This window comes from Serratia grimesii NBRC 13537 (assembly GCF_001590905.1).
In the GTDB taxonomy this organism is placed as follows: Bacteria; Pseudomonadota; Gammaproteobacteria; order Enterobacterales; family Enterobacteriaceae; genus Serratia; species Serratia grimesii.
Map to the genome: position 1 here is coordinate 341,629 of NZ_BCTT01000010.1, position 22,069 is coordinate 363,697.

Annotated in this window: 30 protein-coding genes; 12 read left to right on the top strand and 18 right to left on the bottom strand. The window is 52.3% G+C overall.

The features are described from left to right. Positions 1-31 precede the first annotated feature (31 nt). The 8 genes from SGR01S_RS13425 to SGR01S_RS13460 form a co-directional block, all read right to left on the bottom strand. Positions 32-844 (bottom strand): DNA adenine methylase, encoded by an 813-nt coding sequence (locus SGR01S_RS13425; RefSeq protein ID WP_061807696.1) that lies wholly within the window; start codon positions 842-844, stop codon positions 32-34. 106 nt (positions 845-950) lie between these two features. After that, entirely contained in the window at positions 951-1,196 is a 246-nt protein-coding gene (locus tag SGR01S_RS13430) for a hypothetical protein (protein ID WP_013813289.1), read from the bottom strand. Next, a complete protein-coding gene (locus SGR01S_RS23785) occupies positions 1,118-1,621 on the bottom strand; it encodes a hypothetical protein (protein ID WP_255212234.1) in 504 nt (167 codons plus the stop codon). Before SGR01S_RS23785 ends, SGR01S_RS13430 begins: the two co-directional genes overlap by 79 nt. Positions 1,622-1,665: 44 nt before the next feature. Continuing rightward, positions 1,666-3,039: a replicative DNA helicase gene (locus SGR01S_RS13440; protein WP_061807698.1), complete on the bottom strand. Its 1,374-nt coding sequence runs from the start codon at positions 3,037-3,039 to the stop codon at positions 1,666-1,668. Continuing rightward, positions 3,036-3,758, bottom strand: a complete 723-nt coding sequence (locus tag SGR01S_RS23790; RefSeq protein ID WP_073963451.1) for a helix-turn-helix domain-containing protein — start codon at positions 3,756-3,758, stop codon at positions 3,036-3,038. The genes SGR01S_RS13440 and SGR01S_RS23790 overlap by 4 nt, the downstream gene beginning before the upstream one ends. Before the next feature lie 2 nt (positions 3,759-3,760). After that, positions 3,761-3,985: a hypothetical protein gene (locus SGR01S_RS13450; protein WP_061807699.1), complete on the bottom strand. Its 225-nt coding sequence runs from the start codon at positions 3,983-3,985 to the stop codon at positions 3,761-3,763. 23 nt (positions 3,986-4,008) lie between these two features. Next, on the bottom strand, positions 4,009-4,461 hold the full coding sequence (locus SGR01S_RS13455) for a toxin YdaT family protein (RefSeq protein WP_061807700.1): 453 nt from the start codon (positions 4,459-4,461) through the stop codon (positions 4,009-4,011). A 62-nt stretch (positions 4,462-4,523) separates the two neighbouring features. Next, the gene (locus SGR01S_RS13460) at positions 4,524-4,724 is read right to left on the bottom strand and encodes a helix-turn-helix domain-containing protein (protein WP_255212229.1); all 201 of its coding nucleotides are present in this window, start codon (positions 4,722-4,724) and stop codon (positions 4,524-4,526) included. A 142-nt stretch (positions 4,725-4,866) separates the two neighbouring features. Here SGR01S_RS13460 and SGR01S_RS13465 point away from each other — a divergent pair, with 142 nt between their 5' ends. The 9 genes from SGR01S_RS13465 (at position 4,867) to SGR01S_RS13495 (ending at position 10,939) form a co-directional block, all read left to right on the top strand. Continuing rightward, positions 4,867-5,325 (top strand): helix-turn-helix domain-containing protein, encoded by a 459-nt coding sequence (locus SGR01S_RS13465; protein ID WP_061807762.1) that lies wholly within the window; start codon positions 4,867-4,869, stop codon positions 5,323-5,325. 460 nt (positions 5,326-5,785) lie between these two features. Next, complete coding sequence (locus SGR01S_RS13470) at positions 5,786-6,100, top strand: hypothetical protein (RefSeq protein ID WP_061807702.1); 315 nt, start codon at positions 5,786-5,788, stop codon at positions 6,098-6,100. 9 nt (positions 6,101-6,109) lie between these two features. Next, on the top strand, positions 6,110-6,388 hold the full coding sequence (locus tag SGR01S_RS13475; protein WP_061807703.1) for a hypothetical protein: 279 nt from the start codon (positions 6,110-6,112) through the stop codon (positions 6,386-6,388). Positions 6,389-6,438: 50 nt separating this feature from the next. Next, positions 6,439-8,610, top strand: coding sequence for a phage-associated endonuclease (locus SGR01S_RS13480; RefSeq protein WP_061807704.1), 2,172 nt, complete (start codon positions 6,439-6,441; stop codon positions 8,608-8,610). Beyond that, positions 8,607-9,107, top strand: coding sequence for a siphovirus Gp157 family protein (locus SGR01S_RS13485; protein ID WP_061807705.1), 501 nt, complete (start codon positions 8,607-8,609; stop codon positions 9,105-9,107). The genes SGR01S_RS13480 and SGR01S_RS13485 overlap by 4 nt, the downstream gene beginning before the upstream one ends. Positions 9,108-9,148: 41 nt before the next feature. After that, complete coding sequence (locus tag SGR01S_RS24360) at positions 9,149-9,325, top strand: hypothetical protein (protein WP_167348757.1); 177 nt, start codon at positions 9,149-9,151, stop codon at positions 9,323-9,325. A gap of 49 nt (positions 9,326-9,374) precedes the next feature. After that, positions 9,375-9,575: a hypothetical protein gene (locus tag SGR01S_RS24520; protein WP_073963452.1), complete on the top strand. Its 201-nt coding sequence runs from the start codon at positions 9,375-9,377 to the stop codon at positions 9,573-9,575. Further along, positions 9,541-9,882 (top strand): excisionase, encoded by a 342-nt coding sequence (locus SGR01S_RS13490; protein WP_082797625.1) that lies wholly within the window; start codon positions 9,541-9,543, stop codon positions 9,880-9,882. Before SGR01S_RS24520 ends, SGR01S_RS13490 begins: the two co-directional genes overlap by 35 nt. Then, entirely contained in the window at positions 9,857-10,939 is a 1,083-nt protein-coding gene (locus tag SGR01S_RS13495) for a tyrosine-type recombinase/integrase (RefSeq protein ID WP_061807706.1), read from the top strand. Before SGR01S_RS13490 ends, SGR01S_RS13495 begins: the two co-directional genes overlap by 26 nt. A 315-nt stretch (positions 10,940-11,254) precedes the next feature. Here the strand turns inward: SGR01S_RS13495 and SGR01S_RS13500 are convergent, their stop codons facing one another. From SGR01S_RS13500 to ftnA, 4 genes are all read right to left on the bottom strand, one after another. Next, positions 11,255-11,596, bottom strand: a complete 342-nt coding sequence (locus SGR01S_RS13500; RefSeq protein ID WP_037420318.1) for a YebY family protein — start codon at positions 11,594-11,596, stop codon at positions 11,255-11,257. A 70-nt stretch (positions 11,597-11,666) separates the two neighbouring features. Then, complete coding sequence (copD, locus tag SGR01S_RS13505) at positions 11,667-12,548, bottom strand: copper homeostasis membrane protein CopD (RefSeq protein WP_037420316.1); 882 nt, start codon at positions 12,546-12,548, stop codon at positions 11,667-11,669. Positions 12,549-12,551: 3 nt separating this feature from the next. Continuing rightward, the gene (gene yobA, locus SGR01S_RS13510) at positions 12,552-12,935 is read right to left on the bottom strand and encodes a CopC domain-containing protein YobA (protein WP_061807707.1); all 384 of its coding nucleotides are present in this window, start codon (positions 12,933-12,935) and stop codon (positions 12,552-12,554) included. A 325-nt stretch (positions 12,936-13,260) separates the two neighbouring features. Beyond that, complete coding sequence (gene ftnA, locus SGR01S_RS13515) at positions 13,261-13,779, bottom strand: non-heme ferritin (protein ID WP_037420311.1); 519 nt, start codon at positions 13,777-13,779, stop codon at positions 13,261-13,263. A gap of 374 nt (positions 13,780-14,153) precedes the next feature. On the opposite strand from ftnA, the gene SGR01S_RS13520 reads away from it, so the two are divergent. Continuing rightward, positions 14,154-14,384: a DNA polymerase III subunit theta gene (locus tag SGR01S_RS13520; protein ID WP_037420309.1), complete on the top strand. Its 231-nt coding sequence runs from the start codon at positions 14,154-14,156 to the stop codon at positions 14,382-14,384. 29 nt (positions 14,385-14,413) lie between these two features. On the opposite strand, the gene pip is transcribed toward SGR01S_RS13520, so the two are convergent. Both pip and SGR01S_RS13530 read right to left on the bottom strand, forming a co-directional pair. After that, on the bottom strand, positions 14,414-15,367 hold the full coding sequence (pip, locus tag SGR01S_RS13525) for a prolyl aminopeptidase (protein ID WP_037420306.1): 954 nt from the start codon (positions 15,365-15,367) through the stop codon (positions 14,414-14,416). A gap of 155 nt (positions 15,368-15,522) precedes the next feature. Next, positions 15,523-15,918 (bottom strand): RidA family protein, encoded by a 396-nt coding sequence (locus SGR01S_RS13530; RefSeq protein ID WP_037420304.1) that lies wholly within the window; start codon positions 15,916-15,918, stop codon positions 15,523-15,525. 149 nt (positions 15,919-16,067) lie between these two features. Between SGR01S_RS13530 and SGR01S_RS13535 the strand changes: the two genes are divergently transcribed. Further along, entirely contained in the window at positions 16,068-16,964 is an 897-nt protein-coding gene (locus SGR01S_RS13535) for a LysR family transcriptional regulator (RefSeq protein ID WP_061807708.1), read from the top strand. On the opposite strand, the gene dksA is transcribed toward SGR01S_RS13535, so the two are convergent. Beyond that, the gene (dksA, locus tag SGR01S_RS13540) at positions 16,961-17,386 is read right to left on the bottom strand and encodes an RNA polymerase-binding protein DksA (RefSeq protein ID WP_061807709.1); all 426 of its coding nucleotides are present in this window, start codon (positions 17,384-17,386) and stop codon (positions 16,961-16,963) included. The genes SGR01S_RS13535 and dksA overlap by 4 nt on opposite strands. A gap of 431 nt (positions 17,387-17,817) precedes the next feature. Here dksA and exoX point away from each other — a divergent pair, with 431 nt between their 5' ends. Beyond that, a complete protein-coding gene (gene exoX, locus SGR01S_RS13545; protein ID WP_061807764.1) occupies positions 17,818-18,486 on the top strand; it encodes an exodeoxyribonuclease X in 669 nt (222 codons plus the stop codon). Between the two features lie 33 nt (positions 18,487-18,519). On the opposite strand, the gene SGR01S_RS13550 is transcribed toward exoX, so the two are convergent. From SGR01S_RS13550 to SGR01S_RS13560, 3 genes are all read right to left on the bottom strand, one after another. Next, the gene (locus SGR01S_RS13550; RefSeq protein ID WP_061807710.1) at positions 18,520-20,553 is read right to left on the bottom strand and encodes a S9 family peptidase; all 2,034 of its coding nucleotides are present in this window, start codon (positions 20,551-20,553) and stop codon (positions 18,520-18,522) included. 68 nt (positions 20,554-20,621) lie between these two features. Further along, a complete protein-coding gene (locus tag SGR01S_RS13555; protein ID WP_061807711.1) occupies positions 20,622-21,275 on the bottom strand; it encodes a tellurite resistance TerB family protein in 654 nt (217 codons plus the stop codon). A 181-nt stretch (positions 21,276-21,456) separates the two neighbouring features. Further along, positions 21,457-22,044: a TorD/DmsD family molecular chaperone gene (locus SGR01S_RS13560; RefSeq protein WP_061807712.1), complete on the bottom strand. Its 588-nt coding sequence runs from the start codon at positions 22,042-22,044 to the stop codon at positions 21,457-21,459. Between the last annotated feature and the right edge of the window lie 25 nt (positions 22,045-22,069).

The window sequence follows — 22,069 nt, forward strand, 5'->3', positions numbered from 1 at the left end:
CTCGCACATAGCATTAACATCAGTTTCAACTCTAAATTTTTTCGGAACTCGGACTGATCCAAAGGCATTCAGTTCTAACTTTCGTACCTCTCCCCGCGCTAATTCGCGCGCCTTTTATCTCTTTTCGCCACCCGGAAAGCATGTCGTTGTAGAGATTGCTGTCGTATCCGGAAATGAGGGCCATCCCCTTGACCTTTAAAATCACCTCCAACAAGGCGATATGGTCTGCTTCGTCCATTTCAAACCGATAGTAGCGATTGCGCTGAACCCTAGTTTCCGGCATGTATGGGGGGTCAATAAAGAACGCTGTTTTTTCTGAGTCGTGAGCCTTTATCACATCAACGGCCGCCCGGTTTTCGATAATTACCCCGCTAAATCGCCGCCCCACGGCAGCTAAGTTATCTGGGTAGCTTGCCCACAGATGGGATGCCGTCGCGTATAGCCGCTTACTGTCACTGCGGAAACCAGATTGCCCGCCGACTGCTGCGGCAGAACCGAATCCCATGCAAGCACGAACAACCATCCGCCGAGCCTGCTCGATCGGGTTTTCTGTGGGCTCATAAGCAGCATCGAACTCTTCACGGCTGTAAGGTGTCAGGGCGCACAGCACGCGCAATCTGGCGTTATCTATCGGATTGCGGAGGATCTTGAATAAGTTCACCACTTCACCATCAAGATCGTTATACACCTCTGAATAACTGCGTTTTTTTCTAAGCAGTACACCTGCAGCCCCCCCGAATGGCTCTACATAGCAGGTGTGCTCTGGCAGGTGCTCAATAATCCACGGTGCCAATCGGAATTTGGCGCCGTGATAGCGCAATGCCGGCGTTTTTATTTCCGTCATGCCAGCACCGCCAAAGCGACAGCCGCCGCAACTGCTACCCAGAAAATTACGAGCGACCAGAACACCGCCGCCCACGGATTACACACCACCCAACACTTAAATTTTGTCATTGTCCCTTCCCCTCTCTGCGTTCGCGCCAGTAGTTCAGACGCGCCTTGAAATGTTCCCGGTACCGCTCCGGTGCCTCTTCAATCGCCACCAGCACCTTTGTGCGGGTGATCTTCCGTGCGTACAGGTCACGGATCAGGCCGCTGGCGCGCAGGTCGTACTGCTCTAAGTCACGGCATTCCTGCGGCCACTGGCCTCGATTGAATGGCAGGCCGGGCGGAAGATAATCCGATTGCCCAGCCATCGTTTATGCCCTCGATTCGGCAGCCAAACGGCGCATGACGTCTTTTTCTGACGGAAGTGGTGTGTGAGTACCCTTTGCTGTATCTCGCGGCGTACAGCCGTTAGAGGCTTAAGGATGTGCACTACCCGATCGAGAGGCATGCGGAGCATCAGGGCGATGCTTTCAGGGGTGCGCCCAAGGCGCTGCAGCTCGTAGACGCCAGTCATTACCCGGCGGCCATAACTGATACGGTCACCGATTTTGACGATTGGCCCCATTTCGCAGACTGGTTTTGCAACACGTTGGGGTTTAGGTGGCGGGCAGAACGGAGCGCGACAGCGTGCGCGAGCCGCCTGGTTGATTCTGTCCATGATGGCCGGGCCGTAATCACAGCCGTCATCCATCACAAAACTCTTATCGCGGATCATTTCGTTGATATGGGTCATTGGTCTTTCCTCGTTTGTTCGTTCAAGCGCTGGTCAGGCGCTGGTTAAAACGGTTTGGTCGCATAACGTCGTTCTTTCGGTTTTGGTTGTTGTGCCTCCTGTTGCATACGACTGGATTCCTGTGCCACCACCTGATCGACAGCGATAAAGTGGCCGTTTTTAAATTCCTGGTAAATCGTGCCGCCCGGCCCGAACCGGTTTTTACCTACGATGATTTCCGCAAAGCGTGCGGCTGGCCCGTTCGGGTTATAAACACCATCGCGGTACAGCAAAACGATGCTGTCGGCGTCCTGCTCAACTTTCCCTGATTCACTCAGGTCGGACATCGTTGGGCGTCTGGCTGTTACCGGACGGTCATCAACTTTCCGAGATAACTGGCTCAATGCCAACACCGGCGTTTTGCTGCGCATGGCCATGGTTTTCAAGCTGCGGGAAATGTGCCCCATGGCCAGGTCATTACGCTCTGCCTTTGGCTTGGCAATCAGGCCAAGGTAATCGACCATCACCACGCTCAGGTGCGGGTACCGGCGCTTATGGGTTTCTGTGATGGCGCGGATCTGGTCAACGGTCAGGTCGGTAGCGTCAACAATCCAAATGTCGCGGTTGTTCAGCACCTCGAGCGCCGAGTGGATACGTCCCCAATCTTCATCGCACAGTGATTCAGGTTTGCGAAGCTTCGACACGGACAGGTTTCCGGCACCCGCGACTGAACGCTCAACCATCTGCAATGCAGCCATTTCCATGCTGAAAATCAGCGCCCCGCCCCCGCTACGCGTTGCCCCTTCGATAACTTTCAGAGCAAACTCGGTTTTCCCCATGCCTGGACGACCGGCAACCACGATTAAATCCTGTGGGTTCCAACCGCCGGTAATCGCGTCCAGCTCCTCAATGCCGCTGTACAGGTTGCGCATTTCGGCATCGCCCTTCATGCGGCGATCCATTAAATCCATGTAGCCGCCCAGCAGCTCGCCAAGATGCACCGGCACCACCCCGCCCGTGTCTGCGGTCATTTCGATCAGCTTGGTTACTGACGCCTGGATCACAGTGTCGCGTTGCTCTTGGTTTCTGGCGCTGCGGATACCGTCGGCACCTTCCTGCAGCAATGCGGCCATCTGGCGGCTGCGCCATCCCTTGGTGGCCAGACTCGCAAAGCCTTTCAAGTTAGCCAGCGTGCCGGGCATGCGGCTGATTTCCACCAGTGACGCCAGGCTATCGCCGCCGAGCGATTCACCGATCAGCACTACGTCGATCACACCGTGCGTCAGTGCCTGTTTTTTGATTTCTTTGTAGGTTTCACGGTGAAAACGGATGCTGAATGCCTCTTCCGGCATGGTGGCGATCACGTCAAGCGCGTCAGGGGTGGCACCGCCGACCAGCAGACCGCTCAACACAGTGGCTTCCATCTCCTGCGGGGTCATAGCGCCTCCTCTCGGGTTTTCACCAGCACATCAGAGCGAAGCAGGTAATCGAACCCAGCGCGCCAGCTGCGATTGTTGTCGCCAAAGTAAAACGGCCCTGCAGCATCACCGAAGGTTTCGAAATAGGCCTTCACCGCGTCGAGGGTTGGCTCATGCAGCTCGCCTAGCAGGCGCTTGATTTGGCGTTTGCGCTTCTCGTTCAGTTCCTGCACCTTCGGCAGACGGTCGCCGAGGATTTCGTTGTAGGCGTCAGCCACGTCCTGATAATTAACTTTTGGAAGCTTACCCGGCGCGTCAGCGTCGTCCCCCGTTTGGGGGTTAGGGGGTATTGGTTCAATGACTGGTTCTAAACTGACTGATTCTGGGTGCAGCTCCTGCACCCTCCCCCCTGCAGCAGATGCACCCATGGGTGCAGGATTTGCACCATAGGGTGCAGCATCTGCACCATAGCTATTCAGCACAAGGTGGTAGACGTTTGAACGATTTAGACCGTTCTCAGCTTTCCGTTCTTCGATGCGCACCAGGCCATCTTTGACCAATTGCTGAATGTGATTTTGGGCAGAGCGTTTGGATATTTCGCATTGTTCAGCGATGTACTGAACTGCTGGCCAGCACTCACCCTGATCGTTGGCGTTATCCGCCAGTTTCAACAACACCAATTTACGCAGTGGGTTGCCGACTTTCATTTTCATCGCCCGCACCATCAATTCCATGCTCATGATTAGATCCCCAGCCCATCGGCAAGCTGGCGGCACGCGTCCTGGTACTGCTCCGGCGATAGGTTTAATTGACGCAGTGCGGCCTTGCTCTGCTCGTATTGTTCCCAGACCGACAGCGCAGCTGCGCGCCGACCTTCAAAAATGGGTTCTATTTCTTCGCGGTGCACTGGCGCGCCATTCAGCATGTAGCCGTTCCGCCATGTGATGCGGTCGATTGAATTGAGCATTGGTCTTTCCTCGGTACAAAGTTTTACGCGGCGCTGGTCAGGCGCTGGGTTTCCTGCAAGGCGCTTAATGCGCCGGCTATTCGTTGTGGCGTGTCACAGGCACCAAGCAAAATTGCGATAATTGCCGCGGCAAATTCTCGAATGGCCACTGACAGCAAATATTGCGGCGTTGGGCCATCCAATCTTGCGCGCCGTTCTGCTGGCATTGCCGCGATCATCGCGTCGGCCAGTTCCTGCACCTTTGCCCGGGCAGCTTTAGAGTCGCTGCGCATGTGGCGAAAAATCGCCTGACGGTTGGTGTTAATCGCACGCCAATCAGCGGTACCGGCAGAATCTTCAATCGGGTAAAGCCGCACGCGGCCGCCGTCAGTTCCGAGCTGGAACCACGCGCGGCTGATCTCGATGGCCACATGTTCCTGACCACTCTCAGCCGCCCAGGCTGTAATTTCATTTTTCAGTTTTTCGATGTGTTCCACTTCGCGTCTCCTGTCGCTTCGAAAACCAATTTCACTTAATCAGATTTCGGTGGGGTTGGTTGTTAAGCTGCAGCCTGTTCCGGTAGACCATCCGTAGGTTTGGGATAGATATCTGGCCGCAAGTCGTGTGGGGTAACCTGGAATTTTGTTGCTACAGCCCAGATCAATACTGCTGGACCACCCAACAAGCATTCTCCAGCGGCCACACGGCTTACATAGCCTTGGGTTTTACCAACAAGCGCGGCGAATTCTTTCTGTTTCACGCCTGAATCCTTCAGAAAGGACATTAAATCCATGATCGGCTCCTAGTGTTTATGGCTTGCACAAATATTAGTTTTAATAATATCAATGTGTCAATAGTAATGCGATTGGTTGATAATTAATTTTGCGAATAACATTGGCTATATGAGAAAGAAAACCCTGCTTGACGCTGCTGAAATTGAGGCAGCAAGTCGCCTCAAGAAGATTTGGGACGAGAAAAAAATCACTTTACGCCTTACCCAGGAGAAGGCCGCGGACGCCCTTGGGTTTAGCACCCAAGCGACAGTCAGCCATTACCTGAACGGAACTATGCCGCTAAATACTGATGCCACACTGAAGTTTGCGGCTTTGCTCGGGGTCAAACCGGAGGCTATCCGTCCTGATCTGACTGATATGATGAATTACATCAGGAGATCTGGCTCCCATTCAGATGATTATTCAGCTCCTGGATGGAGGTTGCTCAAACCTGAGTATTCAGAGCTTTTAGATTTGTATGAGCGCCTCCCGCAAAGTGAAAAAGAAAAGCATTTATCTGAATTAAAAGAAAAAGTTTTAGGTTTCGACCGCCTTTTTGAAGAACTACTCGCCGCCAGAAAGCAGTAACCCCTCCAGTCCCGGTTATCCGGGATTTTTTTATTCTTATTTTTCAAATAATTAATAAAAATATTAGTTTTAGTATTATTTTTATCTTGACCTTAAATATGCTCAAAACTAATATTCACCCCATCAACAGCGCACTAACCCTGCAGCAGTTGTTCAGAATGTTCCGCCAGCCGGGCGATACGCGGCAAAGAAATGAATAACCATTGCTGTGTGAGATTTGGCCCCGAGCCTCGGGGCAATTTTTTACAGGGCAAATCGAGGAAAGACCAACGGCATGACCAGCCTGACAGCAGGGAAAGACCGGCAACCACCAGACGTAAAAAAACCCACCGAAGTGGGTTCTTTTACCCCGGATGCCGACCAAAGCAACCGGGAGTGATACAGGGGACCAACCCTGTATCGAGGAAAGACCAACAACCCAATGAGCTGTCGATCAGCTCCGATTATATCAGGAGTCGCTATGAAAGCACTACAGATACCCGTCACGCTGTTTATTCATGTAACTACCTACCCAAACGTAGAAGGCTTCGCGGTTTCCACTGCGGATATGTCTTCCTATCGCGGTTACGTACTGCTGGAAACTCGCCAAATCCATATCGATGTTAACCAGCCAGAACCGATCGACATCATCGGCAAACAGGTTGAAGCGCTGCAGTTGGAAAAAGTCCGACTGACTGACTCAGCCTATAAGCGTATCGCCGAGATCGATGATCAGGTACAGCAGTTGCTATGCATTGAGCACTGCCCTATCGACGCCCACGAAATCCCATTCTGAGGCGCGGTCATGGATATCGAAACTCACAACCTGAGCGCTGAGCTGGAGCTGTGGCAACGCCATGACGCAGCCGAACTGCGTGACCAGTTCGAAGCTGCTGCGACGCACGGTTATTCCGACGAGGCGATCGAGGTGTTCACCCATATCGACGGCACTGCCGCCGACACCCGCGACCGCCTGCTGATGGCCGTAATGATGGCGACGCCTGACACTTTGCGCCTTCGCCAGAATGAGCTGTACAGCTGGTATTGCGACAACGTGAAGGCCGTAGCACGCGAGAAGTTTTAACCCACCCCGGCGCCTGACCAGCGCCGATTTTTACAGAGGAAAGACCAATAATGCCTATCTATATTTCACTTTTTGAGCCAAAGAAAAAGGCTCTGACAAACGGCGCTGTGGCGCTGGTGATTGCTCTCGAAGCGCCAAATAAGCGTGTGGCTGAGAGCATCGCGACCGGCAAGCTTTACGAGTCCTACCCAGAGGGCGGCGATAATTTCTTCAACGCGAAAACCGTCGAAGATCAGCCCGGGCACCCGCGCCCGGTAGTCGGCAAATTCGATGAGCAGTTCGCCGCAGAGAACACTTTCGATGGCAGCGTATGGGCACCGAAAGAGCCTGAACCAGAATTTCCGGCCGGGCCAGTAGATTTAATGTCACAACCTGCCAACGTCCGAATCACTGCAGTGGTGATGTATGGCGACGCTGAGATCGATAACAGCCAGTTGTCGATGGCGGTCGATTTCATCAACGACGATGAAACACCAGACGATACCGGCATGCGTGCTGTGATCGATGGGCTTGTGTCTGTGGCCGCAGTTGGCGCAATGTCCCCTGAGGCTGTTAGCCGATTAGTCTCTACCCTCTTCCAGCGCGCTGGCGATGCTATGCCATCACAGGCTGACACAACGGCCTTTGCTCAGGCGTGGGTAGATAAGCCAGGCGAACGGGACAACCTGACGCTGACGAGCACCAGCACCAGCACCAGCACCAGCACCAGCACCAGCACCGAAAATACTGGGGGCGTGCCGGATTACAACACTCTCAGCATGCACACGGCGCTATCGATCATGGGCGTTAACCCTGCCGTAGCAAAAGCGACAGACGTGAAGAACGCGAAGGAAATTATCTCTTCTCGTGATTCCGTCTGGCGCGCCTGGGATAAATCTCTACGGGTGATCATCGGCATTTTGAATGTTGAAACTGATACCCGGCACGCGATCGTTTCCGAGGGACTGAAAAATCTCAAATTGGTAAATAACGACGAAGAGCGCCTGCACTTTGTGAAAACGCGCCTTGCTGGCCATCCGGCATGCGCTGAGTTGGCGAACTATGGCCAGCAGGCCGAGAAAAGTGTCGAGGTAGAAAACCTCGGCGGCGGCCGCTTCTCGATTGACGGCTTGACCGGCGCTGATGCACCTCAGGAAAACCCAGCGCCAGCAACGGCTAACACCTCAAATCAAGGTGAAAAACAGGAAGTAGCTCAGCAACCAGTTACTGATGCGGCGGCGCAGAAAGCCAAGCAAGATCTGGATCAAATGGGTTACGGCGTTTATGCCAATGCGCCAGCAGAAAAATCTCCAGAGTTGCAGCGCGCAGAAGATAACGCAGACCGCGCCGAGTCGTTGGCGAAACAACTGAAAACCGACGATTTCCAACAACGTGCCGCGCAGGTTGAGCAAACAATCGCAGAACAGCCAGCAGAGGATCAGGACAATCTTGGGATTTGGAATCGTGTTTATAAAACCGATGCCAAGTTCACCAAGGCTTTCAGCAATAACGGCGGCGGCACCTCAATCAATGGTACCTACATGGTGATGCAGGCCACCAAGGTATTCGGGCCACAGGGCATTAATTGGGGCGTTGAAATCATCGAGGAACGTTTCGAGAACGGCGCACCGATCATGCAGTCCGTTAAACAAGAGGATGGCAATTTTGCCAAAGCAATTATTCCAAACGGCTCTGGCGGCTACCTGTGTGAAGTGAACCACGTCGTAAAAATCCGCCTTTGGTACAAACATGACGGTAAGACTGGCGAGGTGTTCGCATATGGTTGTACGCAGTACATTTACCAGAGCAAACACGGTGCAATGAGCGACGGCGAAGCACCGAAAAAATCCCTCACTGATGCCACCAAAAAAGCCCTCTCACAGCTTGGTTTCTCTGCCGACGTGTTCCTTGGCCTGTATGACGATCTGACGTATCGCCAAGAGAACGAAGCAGAATTCGCGCTCAAGAATGCCAGTGAAAAAGCCGAAGGCGTGACCCGCATGCGTGAAGAGCTGGATGAGCACATGACCAAGGTCGCGGAAACGCTCAAAGGCGCTGTAACTGTCAACGAAGCGAACAAGGTTCACACCTCGATCGCCCGTGAGATTGAAGCACACCGCAAGGCTGCGGATGCCAAGGGTGATAAAGAACACGCCCAGTACCTAGCTGGCCGCCTGCGCCGCCTGACCTCACTGAAAGATGAACGCATTGCAGCCCTGTCCGCTGAGGAGAAAGCATCATGAGCACTACCGCCATTGCATTAGCAGCTGATTACGCTAAGTTTCAGGAACTGATCGAAACCTCCGACGACCTGACGCCGGAAATGATCGCCGACACACTGGAAGGTATAGAGGGTGCGTTGGGCGACAAACTGGACGGCGCATTTACTTATGTCCGCAATCTGGAAGGGTTGGCAAAAACTGTTGATGAAGAAGTTAAGCGCCTGACCGAGCGGAAAAAGTCTTTCGAAAACCGAGCAAAATCGATCCGCAAGTACGTGTTGAGTTGCCTGCTGGCCAGCGGCCAAGACTCACTAAAAACCACCACCAACACGTTTACCGCGCGCAAAGGTGTGGCCAGCATAGTGATCGACAATATCGAGTTACTGCCGGATGAACTGGTAACCACCCAAGTTCTGACGGCCCCAGATAAAAAAGCCATTAAGGAGGCGATCGAGAATGGTGTTGAAGTCGCTGGAGCGCACATAGAGATCGGCGAACGCTCGCTGCAGGTGCGGTAATCACCCGGCCCCGGCAACGGGGCCAACACTGAGGACTCACCATGCTGAGAATGTACCTGGCTAAAGGCGACGCCATTCACGTGACTTTCCCCGACGGAACTACGGGGATCATTGAGGCCGAAAGCCGTGGCGAACTGGCTTTTCACTTCCCGCAGAGTGTACGGCTAACGCGAGAAAAGGAAGCGTTTAAAAAACCAATTCTGCCTAATCAGAAATAACACCCCGCCATCGTTAGCATTGCTGGAAACCACACAACGGGGAACAGCAATGCAACGATGGCAACCAGGCGCCCGCCTACTCTCTGATTTCGATATCAAGATCGGCCGGCTATCCGCCAGCGTCAGGAAAAAGACGCTCAGCGATGACGATATAACCCGGGCTTGTCGTGTGACCGACGACGCTATAGCCCAACTGATGAAACCGAGGAAAGACCATGCCCAACAAATTGACCCTGGGGGGGTGCAATAGCCGTCCCCTAAAACTAAATGACACCACCGGCCATGTTGCATTTCTGACATTGGAGGAGTGGTGCAATGACATATACCCTGGCAAAAAACCAACACTGCAAACCTTGCAACGCTGGGCTCGCAACGGGAATTTCTACCCGGCGGCCGAGAAACATGGGAAGCAATATCGATTAGTGCCAGGCGCAATATATATAGACCCAAAGGATCCTCGTTTGGGCAAAAAGATAAAAGATGCGCAAAATCCGCAACCTGCGAGGTTGGCGTTTATGGAGAAAGTAATCAATGACACGGCGAAAGGAAGGGTATGACATGAAATTACCCAAGAACCTGACTTATCGTCGGAAAGGCAAATCCTTCTATTGGCGCAATCCTGTGACCAAAAAGGAAATATCACTGGGGCAAATTGCGCGCCGAGATGCCATTGCACAGGCGATCGAGGCTAACCATTACATCGAACAGAATTATTCCCCTGTTCTACTGCTGGAGAAAATAAAAGGCACCCACGAATACACGTTAAATTCTTGGGTCGAACGGTACGACGTCATTTTTAAACGTCGAAACTTGGCCGAGAACACTTACAAGGTACGCAAAGGGCAAATTGCCATTATCAGCGAAAAAATGGGGAGTATGGTGCTGTCAAAAATCACGACGCGCCATGTCGCTGAATTCCTCGAATTTTGGGTAGCCCAAGACAAAAATACGATGGCTGCAACCATGCGATCTGTTCTGTCTGACATTTTTCGCGAAGCCATTGTAGAAGGCCATATCGATAACAACCCTGTTGCGCCGACCCGCGCGGCAAAAGTGGTGGTAAAGCGTGAGCGGCTGGAGTTGGTGCAGTACATCCCCATTCGTGAAACCGCAGCCACAATGCCAGCTTGGTTTGGTCTGGCGATGGATCTGGCACTCATCACCGGCCAACGACGCGAAGATTTGACCCAGTTCCGATTTGATCAGGTTGTTAACGGACGCCTGCAGATTGAACAAGGAAAAACGGGAGCAATGATCTCCCTTCCCCTAGACCTGGAGTTAAAAGCGGTAAATCTACACCTCGGCACTGTGATCGAACGTTGCCGACTGGCCAGTACCACAGATTTTATGATCAGCGCCGGCATCAGAAAAAATAGCCTGGACGGATCTTTGCATCCTGACGGATTGACGAAAAAGTTCGTTGCTACGCGAAAAGCATCAAAGTTGGAATTTGATGAAAATCCGCCGACATTCCATGAGATCCGGAGTCTGGCCGGGCGATTGTACGAGAAGGAAAAGGGGAAGGAATTTGCACAGAAATTGCTGGGGCATAAATCCGAAAAAATGACGGGTAAATACCTCGATACCAGGGGGAAAGAATACGTAATGCTGTAAAAGACCGAATATCAAAATTCGAGTAAAATTCGAGTGATTTCGATTTTTAAGGTTTTATTACATATAAAACAACAAGTTAAAAAAAGACCGAATACGATTCCTATATTCGGTCTAGGGAAATGGCTCTTGGGAGAGAGCCGTGCGCTAAAAGTTGGCATTTTGTGCAAAGCTTGTTCAGCCGTGCACTTTAAGAGTAGCTTACCGCGCTATTTTTGCCAGCCAGCACAGGCTCGGTGATAGTTTCATGAAGAAATTAATTTCGCATGATTTTTCACCACAGATTTATCTCATACTAAGCCATTGTGGGATAAGTGATTAGTTAGCGCACAGCTTCTCGGCACGTTCACGGTACGGCTCAACACTCATTTTCTTACCGGGATTGGCGGCATCATCCAGCAGGATGACATCCAGTGGCTGGGCACGCTGCTGCCCTGCTTTCACCTGCGCTTCTGCGGCTGCATTAAGCGGGTATTGCATCAAGGTACTGTTGTTGAGTACGAACAGTGCACCGCCGCTGCGGCATTGAAGCGTCACTTCTTCTTTGGTGAACGCCCACTGCTTACCGTATTCCAGCTTGGTGATATTAACCAGTTGGTCTGCCGCCAGCGCACCGGTCGCGGTTGCCAACAGCGTCATGCCAAGTAATACCGATTTCATGTTATGGCCTTAAGGTTGCTATTTTGACTCAATTTTCCCGCAGTTTGGGGGCATCCGGCAAGCCGGAATGTTATACCGGCGCGTAAGTTGCAAATAAACTGACCAGCAGCAGCACACCTGCGCCCAACCCCACCTCAATCCAACAGGCGAGTACCAGGCCGCGCTGTGCCAGCCGTGGCATGCTGCTCATTGCAGGAACGATAGCGTAACGGTTAGCCAGCGCCACCATTACCATCAGCGCCACCAGTGCGGTCTTGAACAACAGCAGGCGTTGATATGGGGAATCCACGTTCAACGGCCAACTGCCGAGAATAATCAAACTGTTAATCACACCGGTCAGCACCACCAGCGCTACCGCCAAGTGGCCCCAGCGTGAAAAACGAATCAGTGTGGTAATTGCATCGTTGCGGCTCTGGGGTTGGGCCAGATAACGCAGGCAGACCAATAATGGCAGTAGGCTGCCGAACCAGTAACCAGCCGCCAATAGGTGCAGTGCGTGGTTAAAACGATGCAGTACGCCGAGCCCCCCTTCATGCATTGCCGCATGGCCAATAAATGCCATGCTGACCAGCAACAGTGTGGAAAGCAGTGCCAAAAGTTGTGTACGGCGCGGTTCTGCCAGCCACAGGCTCAGCAGTGCCAGTAATGAAATGCCCAAGTGCCAACGCCAGACTTCACCAAATGTAGTACCTAGTACTGCCCACCAAACGTCCAGACGCCAGGTATCAACCCAGCCGTCCCCCATCTGCCCGGCCTGAATAGCCAATAATGCCACGGCAGAAAGCCCGGCAAGCCAGGTGCAAGAGACCATCAACGGACGCACATCACGGGTGAGATACGGGGAAAGGCGCTGCGGCGACAATAAGGCGGTGAACAGGCTGGAGCCAAACATCAGCATCACCGCCGCAAAGTGCACAAAGCGACACAGGACAAACAGGGTCGCCAGACTCATGGATTAGTTTACGGTAAAGCTGTACTGGCCTTTGGTTTTATGACCGTCGACCGAAACCACGTGCCAATTAACATTGTATTTACCGGCGGTCAGCTCACCTTCGATAGGCAGGTTAACCTGGGTATTGTTGTTAGCGTCGAGCTGCAATTTACCGGTTTTCACTTCCGCGTTGTTCGGCCCGGTGATTTTGATGCCGCTGAAATTAGGCTCAATACCCTCGGAGAAGTTAAGCGTCAGCACTTTCGGTGCTGGGCTCACGCTGGCATCTGCTGCTGGTGTTTCAACTTTCAAATGAGCATGCGCCAGCGCCTGCTGTGAAGACAAACCAACAAACAGCACGAAAATAGTGGAAAGCAGGCGATAAGAAGAACGAATTTTACCGATCACAGTGATATCCCTTAAAGCAATAATCGAGGGTAATAAGGGTTAAGGCTAACCGCCTGGGCGATGTATCAGCAGCCCCAACCCACCGCAGATGATTGCGCCACGGGTAAACAGAAGAAGAATAGGATTATGATAACCCACTGTTTTAACTCTCTACCATCCCTGTAGCGTATCACGTCAAATGATAACGAGTGCCATTCAGCAAGTCGAGCAGAACACTGGCATTTTGAGATCCAGTAGCACATATCGCTGTAAAGCCACGATAAGTGCAGGGCATAAAAAAACCGCACACCAGACAAAGCCGGAGCGCGGTTTTTAACAACAATAATTAGACCTGGCCGTTGCCGTTCTCGCCAGCCGCACCCATTTTCTTCAAATCTTTATCAATGAAGAACAGTGCATTGCCGCTGTTACCCACCAGCGCCAGTTTATCCAGCACAGATTTAAACAGTTTCTCTTCTTCGTGCTGTTCGGCAACATACCACTGCAGGAAGTTGAAGGTAGAATAGTCATGAGCCGTCATTGCCGCATGCGCCAGCTCGTTGATCTGGCGGGTAATCAGTTGCTCATGCTCATAAGTTTGCTGGAATACGTCAGCCAGGGATGCAAATTCAACTGGCGGCGCCGCGATGGTACCCAGCAGCGGCAGGGAACCGGTGTCGCTCAGGTATTCGAACAGACGCTGCATGTGCTGCATCTCTTCCTGAGAATGCTCTTTAAGAAATGCGGCGGCACCTTCAAAACCTTTATCGCTGCACCATGCACTCATTTGCAGGTACAGGTTAGCGGAGTAAAACTCCAGGTTCAGTTGCTCATTCAGCTTCTTGGTCATTTCAGGCGTCAGCATAATCATTCCCTTATTTTGCAGGTATCAATTTAATTTTTCAGCATTATGCCTTGGTGAAAACAAAATAAAAACACTTGATTCACATCACGGATGATTTAATTTTAAATTTATTAAAAATCAGCAAGTTGATTTATTTTATGATTATGCATTTAAATTATTATGATAACTATTTACATCCGTACATTTAATCAAAAAACGAATCATTCTTATTTAAAAGAATAAATAGATTGCATTGCCATTGGTGCAATAAATCACCTTCGCTATCGTACGTTATTATCTCTGTCCTCACCTCTGTACGTATCAGGCTTGCCAAGCGCCTCTTGGTGCATTACCTTCTGCGCTGATCCAATGCGGTAACAAGTAAGGAGAATACGGTGGGTTACAATTTGGCAGAGCTTTCCAAAGAAGAGATGGACAAAGTGAACGTTGATCTCGCGGCGTCTGGCGTGGCGTTTAAAGAACGCTACAACATGCCGGTGATCCCGGAAATGGTTGAACGCGAACAGCCTGCACATCTGCGTGATTATTTCCGCGAACGTGTGGCGCACTACCGTGTTGAATCACACAAATACTCACGTCTGCCTTACGAACCGAAGTCTAAATAATAAAGCCCGCCTTGTTGGCGGGCTCTGTGTTATTTGCCGGCAAACTTGTCAGTTGCCAACATCAACTGATGCAAGATACCCGGCTCGTCAAAGGAGTGCCCTGCACCCTCGACGATATGCAGCTCGGCTTCTGGCCACGCTTTCGCCAGATCCCAAGCGTTTTGCACCTGACAGGCCATATCGTAGCGACCATGAATAATCACTGCCGGGATATGGCGGATCAGCGGGACATTACGCAGCAGCTGATCGTCACTGTCCAGGAAGCCCAGATGGGTGAAATAGTGGTTTTCAATGCGGGCAAACGCCAGTGCAAAGTCATCCTCTCCAAAGGACGCCGACTCGCTGCTTGGCAACAGGGTGACCGTCTCCCCTTCCCACACGCTCCACAGCTTCGCCGCCTCGAGTTGGATCTGAGGATCCGTTGATGTCAGGCGCTGACGATAAGACGCAATCACGTCCTTACGCTCTTCCTCTGAAAGAATCGACAGTACGCGTTCCCATTTTTCCGGGAAGAAGCGTGAAGCGCCGTCCTGGTAGTACCAATGCAGCTCTTGCTTACGCAGAGTGAAGATGCCGCGCAGTACCATTTCGCTAACACGTTGTGGATGGGTTTGCGCATAGGCCAAAGCCAGCGTAGAACCCCATGAACCACCAAAGACCAACCATTGCTCCACACCGGCCATTTCGCGCAGCCGTTCAATATCCTGCACCAGATGCCAGGTGGTGTTGTTATCCAGGCTCGCGTGCGGCTTGGAACGGCCACAACCACGCTGATCGAACAGCAAAACCTTGTAGCGCTGCGGATCGAACAGCTGACGGTGATAAGGTGAAATACCGCCGCCCGGACCACCATGGATAAAGACCGCCGGCTTCCCGTTCGGGTTTCCGCTCAGCTCCCAGTAGATCCGGTGGCCATCTCCAGTGTCCAGCCAACCGCTGTCATATGCTGCTAACGGCGGGTACAAACCTCGTAATTGTTCCATGGCGCTTCCGTCTCTCTGTGGGTCATACCCTCATCAAAGCTGAAGCAGCCCATTTGGTCAACGGTAAAACCTGAAAACTCCTACTCTACCCAACAAGTTATGGTTTGTTTGCTTAAAATGAATACGACTTGCCGGCAAAATCCCAGTGGTTTTTCTCAACTGACGTGCGCCACCGCGCTGATCTCGATAAGTTGATCTGGCGACGCCAAACGCGTCACGCCGATCAAACTTCCCGCCGGCCGGTGCTCGCCAACATAGGCCTTGAACAAAGCCAAGCAAGGTTCAATATCGGCCTGTACATCCGTTAAATAGATCTCCACGTAAGCCAGATTGGCCCGACTAGCGCCAAATCCCGCCAGCACCCGGTCCAGATTGTCCAACGTTTGACGAGTCTGAAGTTCGATATCACCTGCGCCGACAAATACGCCCTGCATATCATGGGAAAATTGTCCTGAAATATAGAGGATACCGTTAACGCAATATCCTTGGGTGACGCCGTTGCCTTCTTCCCACGCCACACCATGATTGTAATGAGTAATACTGTTCGTCATATCCGTTCTCCTGCCGGTTATCGTTACGCTGAAGACTATAATCGGTTGATTGACGAATGGACGTCGACACAAAAGCGAATCGTTTGAGACGGTTAACGTATTGAATCTGCTACATTGGTAACCGTACTTATGGCACACCGGGAGCGCACATGCTGCGTGCAAATCTAAATGACATTCAAGTCTTTATGGCCGTCGTTGATGCCGGCAGTTTTATTGCCGGTGGTCATGCCATGGGACTGTCGCGATCGGCTGCTGGAAAAGCCATCACCCGCCTGGAAGAACGGTTAGGCACACGTCTGTTAAACCGTACGACCCGTGCCCTGAGCCTCACGGATGAAGGCCGGGAGTTTTACCAGCGTGGTTTGCAAATCCTCGCTTCGGTCGATGACGCGGAAGCCAGTGTGGCCGGAACCAAAAGCACAGCACGTGGTGTACTGCGGCTCACCGTCCCCGCGGCTTTCGGCCGGTTGCTGTTGCTGCCCCTGTTGGCTAAGTATCTGGCCGCCTGGCCCGACGTGCAGGTTGAAATGAGTTTTTCCGATCGTCTGGCCGATCTGGTCGACGAAGGGTTCGATCTGGCGGTAAGGATGGGGGTGACTGCACCAGATACCCGGCTGGTCTCGCGTGTGGTCGCCAAATATCAGACGGTGCTATGCGCTTCACCGACTTACCTCGCAAAACACGGAGAACCTCGTGATGTGGACGCGCTTACAGGACACGATTGCCTGCTATTCAGCAGTCGGAATCAAAAACAGAGTTGGCGTCTGCGTGATGATCAAGGTATTTGGGTCAAAGCAATGGGCCGCAGCCGTTTACGGCTCGACAACGGTGAAGCGATCCGCGACGCCGCCCTGTCCGGGTTAGGCATCGCGTATCTGCCCGACTTTCTGGTGAACGAGGAGTTGGCTACAGGGCGTCTGAAGCAGGTGTTAACCGGCGTTGAAGGGGAAGAAGTCAGGATAGTTACGCTTTACCCCAACAAACGCCTGCTGGAACCCCGCGTCAGACGGTTTATCGATCTGATGGTTGAAGAATTGGGGAGTTAGCCCCGTTTGCGCAGATGCGGTTCGCGCATTTCCTGGGCGGTTTTGGCTTCAATGCTTAGCTCCGCTGTTGGCCGCAACAACAAACGCGCCAGACCAATAGGCTCACCACTTTCACGGCAATAGCCGTATTCGCCGTTATGTAATCGCGTTAGCGCCGCGCTGATTTTCGGCAGCAGGCGGCTTTCGCGATCCAACTGACGGAACAACAACCGCAAGTCCTCTTCGCGGGCGGCTTTGTCCGCCTCGTCGCCGGACACCTCGCCGCCATCGATATCCCGTTTCAACGCATCAATGTGCTGCAACAGCTTTTGTTGCTCGTCGAGCAAGCGTTGGCGGAAAAATGCCTGCTGGGCCGGATTCATGTAATCAGACTCCGGCATAGCCAAAAGCTGCTGTGGGTTTAACAAGGTCACAACGTTCATTGCGCTCTCCGGTTATTTTTAATTGTTATATTATAACATATCATAATTTTTAAGCAGCCGTTCATGCGAAACAAAATTACGCAGATAAACAATCAATTAGTTATTTCAGCTGCTTTCATGCTTGCATCCGGCAGGCGTAAGGGGGTTAATGGTTGAGCAACCCACCCAACCATAGGTAACTGAGAGGCCATCATGAGTAAGGGAATGGATAGCAAAAAAAATGCGAAGAAGAAGCCGTTGAAAACCCCCGCAGAGAAACGCGCAGACAAACGCGCTAAGAAAGGCCAGACTTCCGGCGAGTAAGCGAACTTCGAACCGTAGTTAAACCCGCCAAGGCGGGTTTTTTATTGACTGAAATTGCCTCCTTTCAGCGGTTGGCATCGCCGCGCCTGCCGGTTAAGCTAAACCTGTGCAGTCACTCTGAGGAAACCATGAATTTACGTGTAATAGACACTGAAACCTGCGGGCTGGAAGGCGGCGTAGTAGAAGTGGCCTCTGTTGATCTGATCGACGGGCAAATCGCTAACCCAATGAGCGACCTGGTCAGCCCCGATCGGCCAATTAGCATTGACGCAATGGCCATTCACCATATCACCGAGCAAATGGTTGACGGGAAACCACGTATCGCTGTGGCGATCGGGCGTTATTTGGGCAGCCCCTATTATGTCGCGCACAATGCGGCATTCGATCGCGGCGTGCTGCCAGAAATGCGCGGCGCATGGATATGCACCATGAAGCTTGCGCGCAACCTGTACCCGGACATCAAATACGGCAACCAATATCTACGCTATGCGCTGAATCTCGATGTTCAACTGCCGCAGGACACCACGCTTTACCCACACCGGGCGCTATACGACTGCTACGTGACCGCTGCGCTGTTACAACGCATCATCAGGGATTCAGGTTGGACGCCGGAACAAATGGCGCAAATCACTGCTCAGCCAGTGCTGCTGAAGAAGTTTAAGTTCGGTAAGTATCGTGGGCAGGAAATTGATCGCGTCGCGCAGGAAGATCCCGGCTATTTGCGCTGGATGTTGAAGTCCATAGATGATCTCAGCCCAGACATGAAGTACACGCTGAAATATTATCTGATCGGCTGAAAAAACGGGCAGCACTCGCTGCCCGCCCAAAAGTTACTCCGCCAACGCCAGAATAAAGGCATATTCCAGCGCAATGTCCTCATAGGCTTTAAAACGCCCAGACTTGCCGCCGTGGCCGGAATCCATATCGGTATACAGTAATAACTGGCGATCGTCTGTCTTCAGATCGCGCAGCTTGGCAACCCATTTGGCCGGCTCCCAATACTGTACCTGAGAATCATGCAGCCCAGTGGTGACCAGCATATGCGGGTATTCCTGTGCCTTCACTTGATCGTACGGGCTGTATTGCTTGATATAGTCGTAATACGCCGGATCGTTCGGGTTGCCCCATTCGTCGTATTCTCCGGTAGTCAGCGGAATAGATTCGTCCAGCATCGTGGTAACCACGTCGACAAATGGCACCTGCGCCACAATGCCATTAAACAACTGTGGTGCCTGATTAATCACCGCCCCCATCAGCAACCCACCCGCGCTGCCGCCCATGGCGAACACCCGTTTAGCATCACCGTACCCTTGGGCGATCAACGTTTCTGTCACGTCGATAAAATCGTTAAAGGTATTTTGCTTTTTGAACAGCTTGCCGTCTTCATACCACAATTGCCCCAGTTCCCCGCCACCGCGAATATGGGCCAGAACAAAGACAAAGCCGCGATCCAACAGACTTAAGCGGCTGGCGCTGAAGGCTGGGTCCATACTGCTGCCGTATGAGCCGTAGCCATACACCATCAGTGGGTTGCTACCACGTACAAAGCTATCAGAGCGATAAACCAGTGAAACCGGCACGTCGACACCGTCACGCGCCTTCACCCACACCCGCTCACTGCGGTAATTTTCCGGGGTGAAATTTTTCACTTCCTGCTGTTTAAGCATCACCCGCTCACCGCTGTCGAGATTGAGCTCATACAGTGTGGTCGGCGTGGTCATCGAAGAGTAGCCATAACGCAACAACTCGGTTTCCGGCTCAGGATTGTATGCCAACCAGGTCGTGTAGGTCGGATCATCGAAGGCAATACGTTTTTCTTCACCGCTCTGCCAGTGGATTTGACGCAGTTGGGTCAGGCCTTCGCTACGCTCTTCCACCACCAGCCAATCACGGAACAGGCTAAAACCTTCCAGCATCACTTCAACGCGTGGGGCAATCAATGTCTGCCACTGCGCTTCGTCTGCCTGTTCGCTTTGATACAAACCGAAGTTTTTGCCGTCCTTGTTGGAACGGATATAGAAATGCTGGTGATAATGATCAATACCGTATTCATGATCCTTACGGCGCGGCACAAACATCTGCGGCGTGCTGTCGGCGCGATCGGCGTCCAGCAGCAGGATTTCTGAGGTGGTTGTGCTGCTGAGATGGATCAAAATAAAACGTTCGGAGGTGGTTTTTTCCAGCCCGACGTAGAAAGTATCATCCAGTTCTTCGTAGATGAGCTCATCCAGCTGTGGATCCGTGCCTACCACATGACGATACACCTGGTAAGGCAACAAGGTTTTGGCATGTTTACGAACGTAGTACACGGTGGACGAGTCGTTTGCCCATTCAAAGCTACCGGATGTGTTTTCCAGCACTTCGTCAGCCCAGGTATCGTTGCTGAGGTTTTTGAAACGAATGTCGTACTGGCGACGAGAGAGAAAATCTTCTGCAACCGCCAGTTGTTGGTTATCTGGACTGACTTCCAACCCACCCAAAGTATAAAACTCGCGCTGCTCAGCACGCTGATTACCGTCGATCAGTGTATCCCAATGTGCGTTCTCTGCCTCGGGCTGGCGGACGTAAATCGCATATTCATTGCCTGGTTCGAAACGCGTCTGATAGCGGTAACCGTGCCGAACATAAGGTACCGAATGTTCCTGCTGAGGAATACGCGCAACCATCTCCTCATACAACGTTTCGCGCAACGCCTGCTGTGGTTTCAATGCCGCGTCAGTAAAGGCATTTTCCGCCTGCAGATAGTCCAGCACCTGCGGGTCTGCGCGCTCATCGTCACGCAGCCAATAATAGTCATCAACACGCGTGTCACCGTGCGTAGTGATGGGATAAGGACGTTTTTCTGCCTTAGGGGGTGTCATCATTGCTAAATCATCCGCTTACCTTGATTACGGCAAGAGTGACACGATTCCCCCCGGCTTGCCAAGCAGCGCTATGCCAGCTCGCGCTTTTTCTCATTCACGTCGTTTTCAATGCCCTGCTTAACATCCGCGGGGATCTTCAACGACTGCGCCAGTGCGTCAAGATAACCACGTTCCATAAAGTGATCGACGTCGATTACCATGCAGCTCAGGTAATACACTTCTAGCGCTTCGTCTTCATTTTTCACGCTTTGGGCGATCAGATCCGGGTTCAACGGTTGATCGATAGCCTCTTGCACCCATTTTTGCGCTTCCTCACCTACCTGCAATTGCTCCAGGCTGTGATCGATGGCAAGTTTTTCTTCCGCATCAATATGGCCGTCACTCTTGGCGGCAAACACCAGCGCCTGCACCAGCCGTTTGGCGCGTAAATCTACTGGCGTGGTTTGCAAACCGAACTGCGGTTCATCCTGATGGGTTTCTTTTACCCGCTGTTTGTATTTATTCCACAGCACCGCCCCCACCGCTGCGCTGCCGCCAATAATCAACGCGTTCTTGCCGAATTTCCCCACCAGTTTGCGTGAAGACTTATTCGCCAATAAGACCCCCACAAGCCCCCCCAGCGCGGTGGGGGCCAGCAGTTTGCCGATGCCTTCCGAACCGCCAATTGAACCGGCCTTTTGCCCAATCATCGATTGGATCTGCTGCATCCAGTTATTTTTCATGATCTACCCTTTGCGTGAGAAAACAGGGCGCGCAGGCATACGAAGGCCAGACCGCCGGTAAACCGCCAGATTAGGGGATTTTATGTCAATTTACGTATGGGGGATGAAAACCTGTGTAGCGAGGCATTTACGAGGGGGAAAAGCCGGCTTCACCGTTAAGCGTAAGCCGGCCAGCACGGCATTAAGGCTGTTCGTCCTCTTCACCCGGCTGTTCTTCTTCCTGTTCGTATTCTGCCAGTTCATCACGCATCGCCTGGATCGACTCGCGAGCCAACAACGACAGCGTACGGTAAAAACCGGTGGTGGCATGAGCTTCTACTTTGCCGAGGAAACGGCCGCACCACGGCAGCAGGTATTCGTCAAACAAGGTGATTTGCGCCTGCGCTTCGTCTTCCTGTGACTGATCCTCCAGCCAAGAGGCTGCCAGCAGCAAAGAACCAAAATGATCAGCTGGTGCTTCGCCCAGTGGCATACCACGTTGCTGCAAGAACGTACGTACTTCAGCTTCCGATGCCCCTTCAACATAGGCAGAACGGTACGGTGACACACTGCATTCACTGCCGACAAACATCGCGTTGAAATCAGTGGACAGTTGATTGACATCGCAACCTTGTTGCAGACGTACCAACAATTCGTCCTGTTCCAGCGGCCAGTGTTGTTTCAGTTTGCCTTCTTTGATCAGCGTGAACAGCGGCACCAACAACGGATCCTGTGGCTGACGGTAAAACAGCGTACCCAGCACGCGGCAAACAACGGAAAACTCATTCATGATAATGCCTTATACAATACGGAAA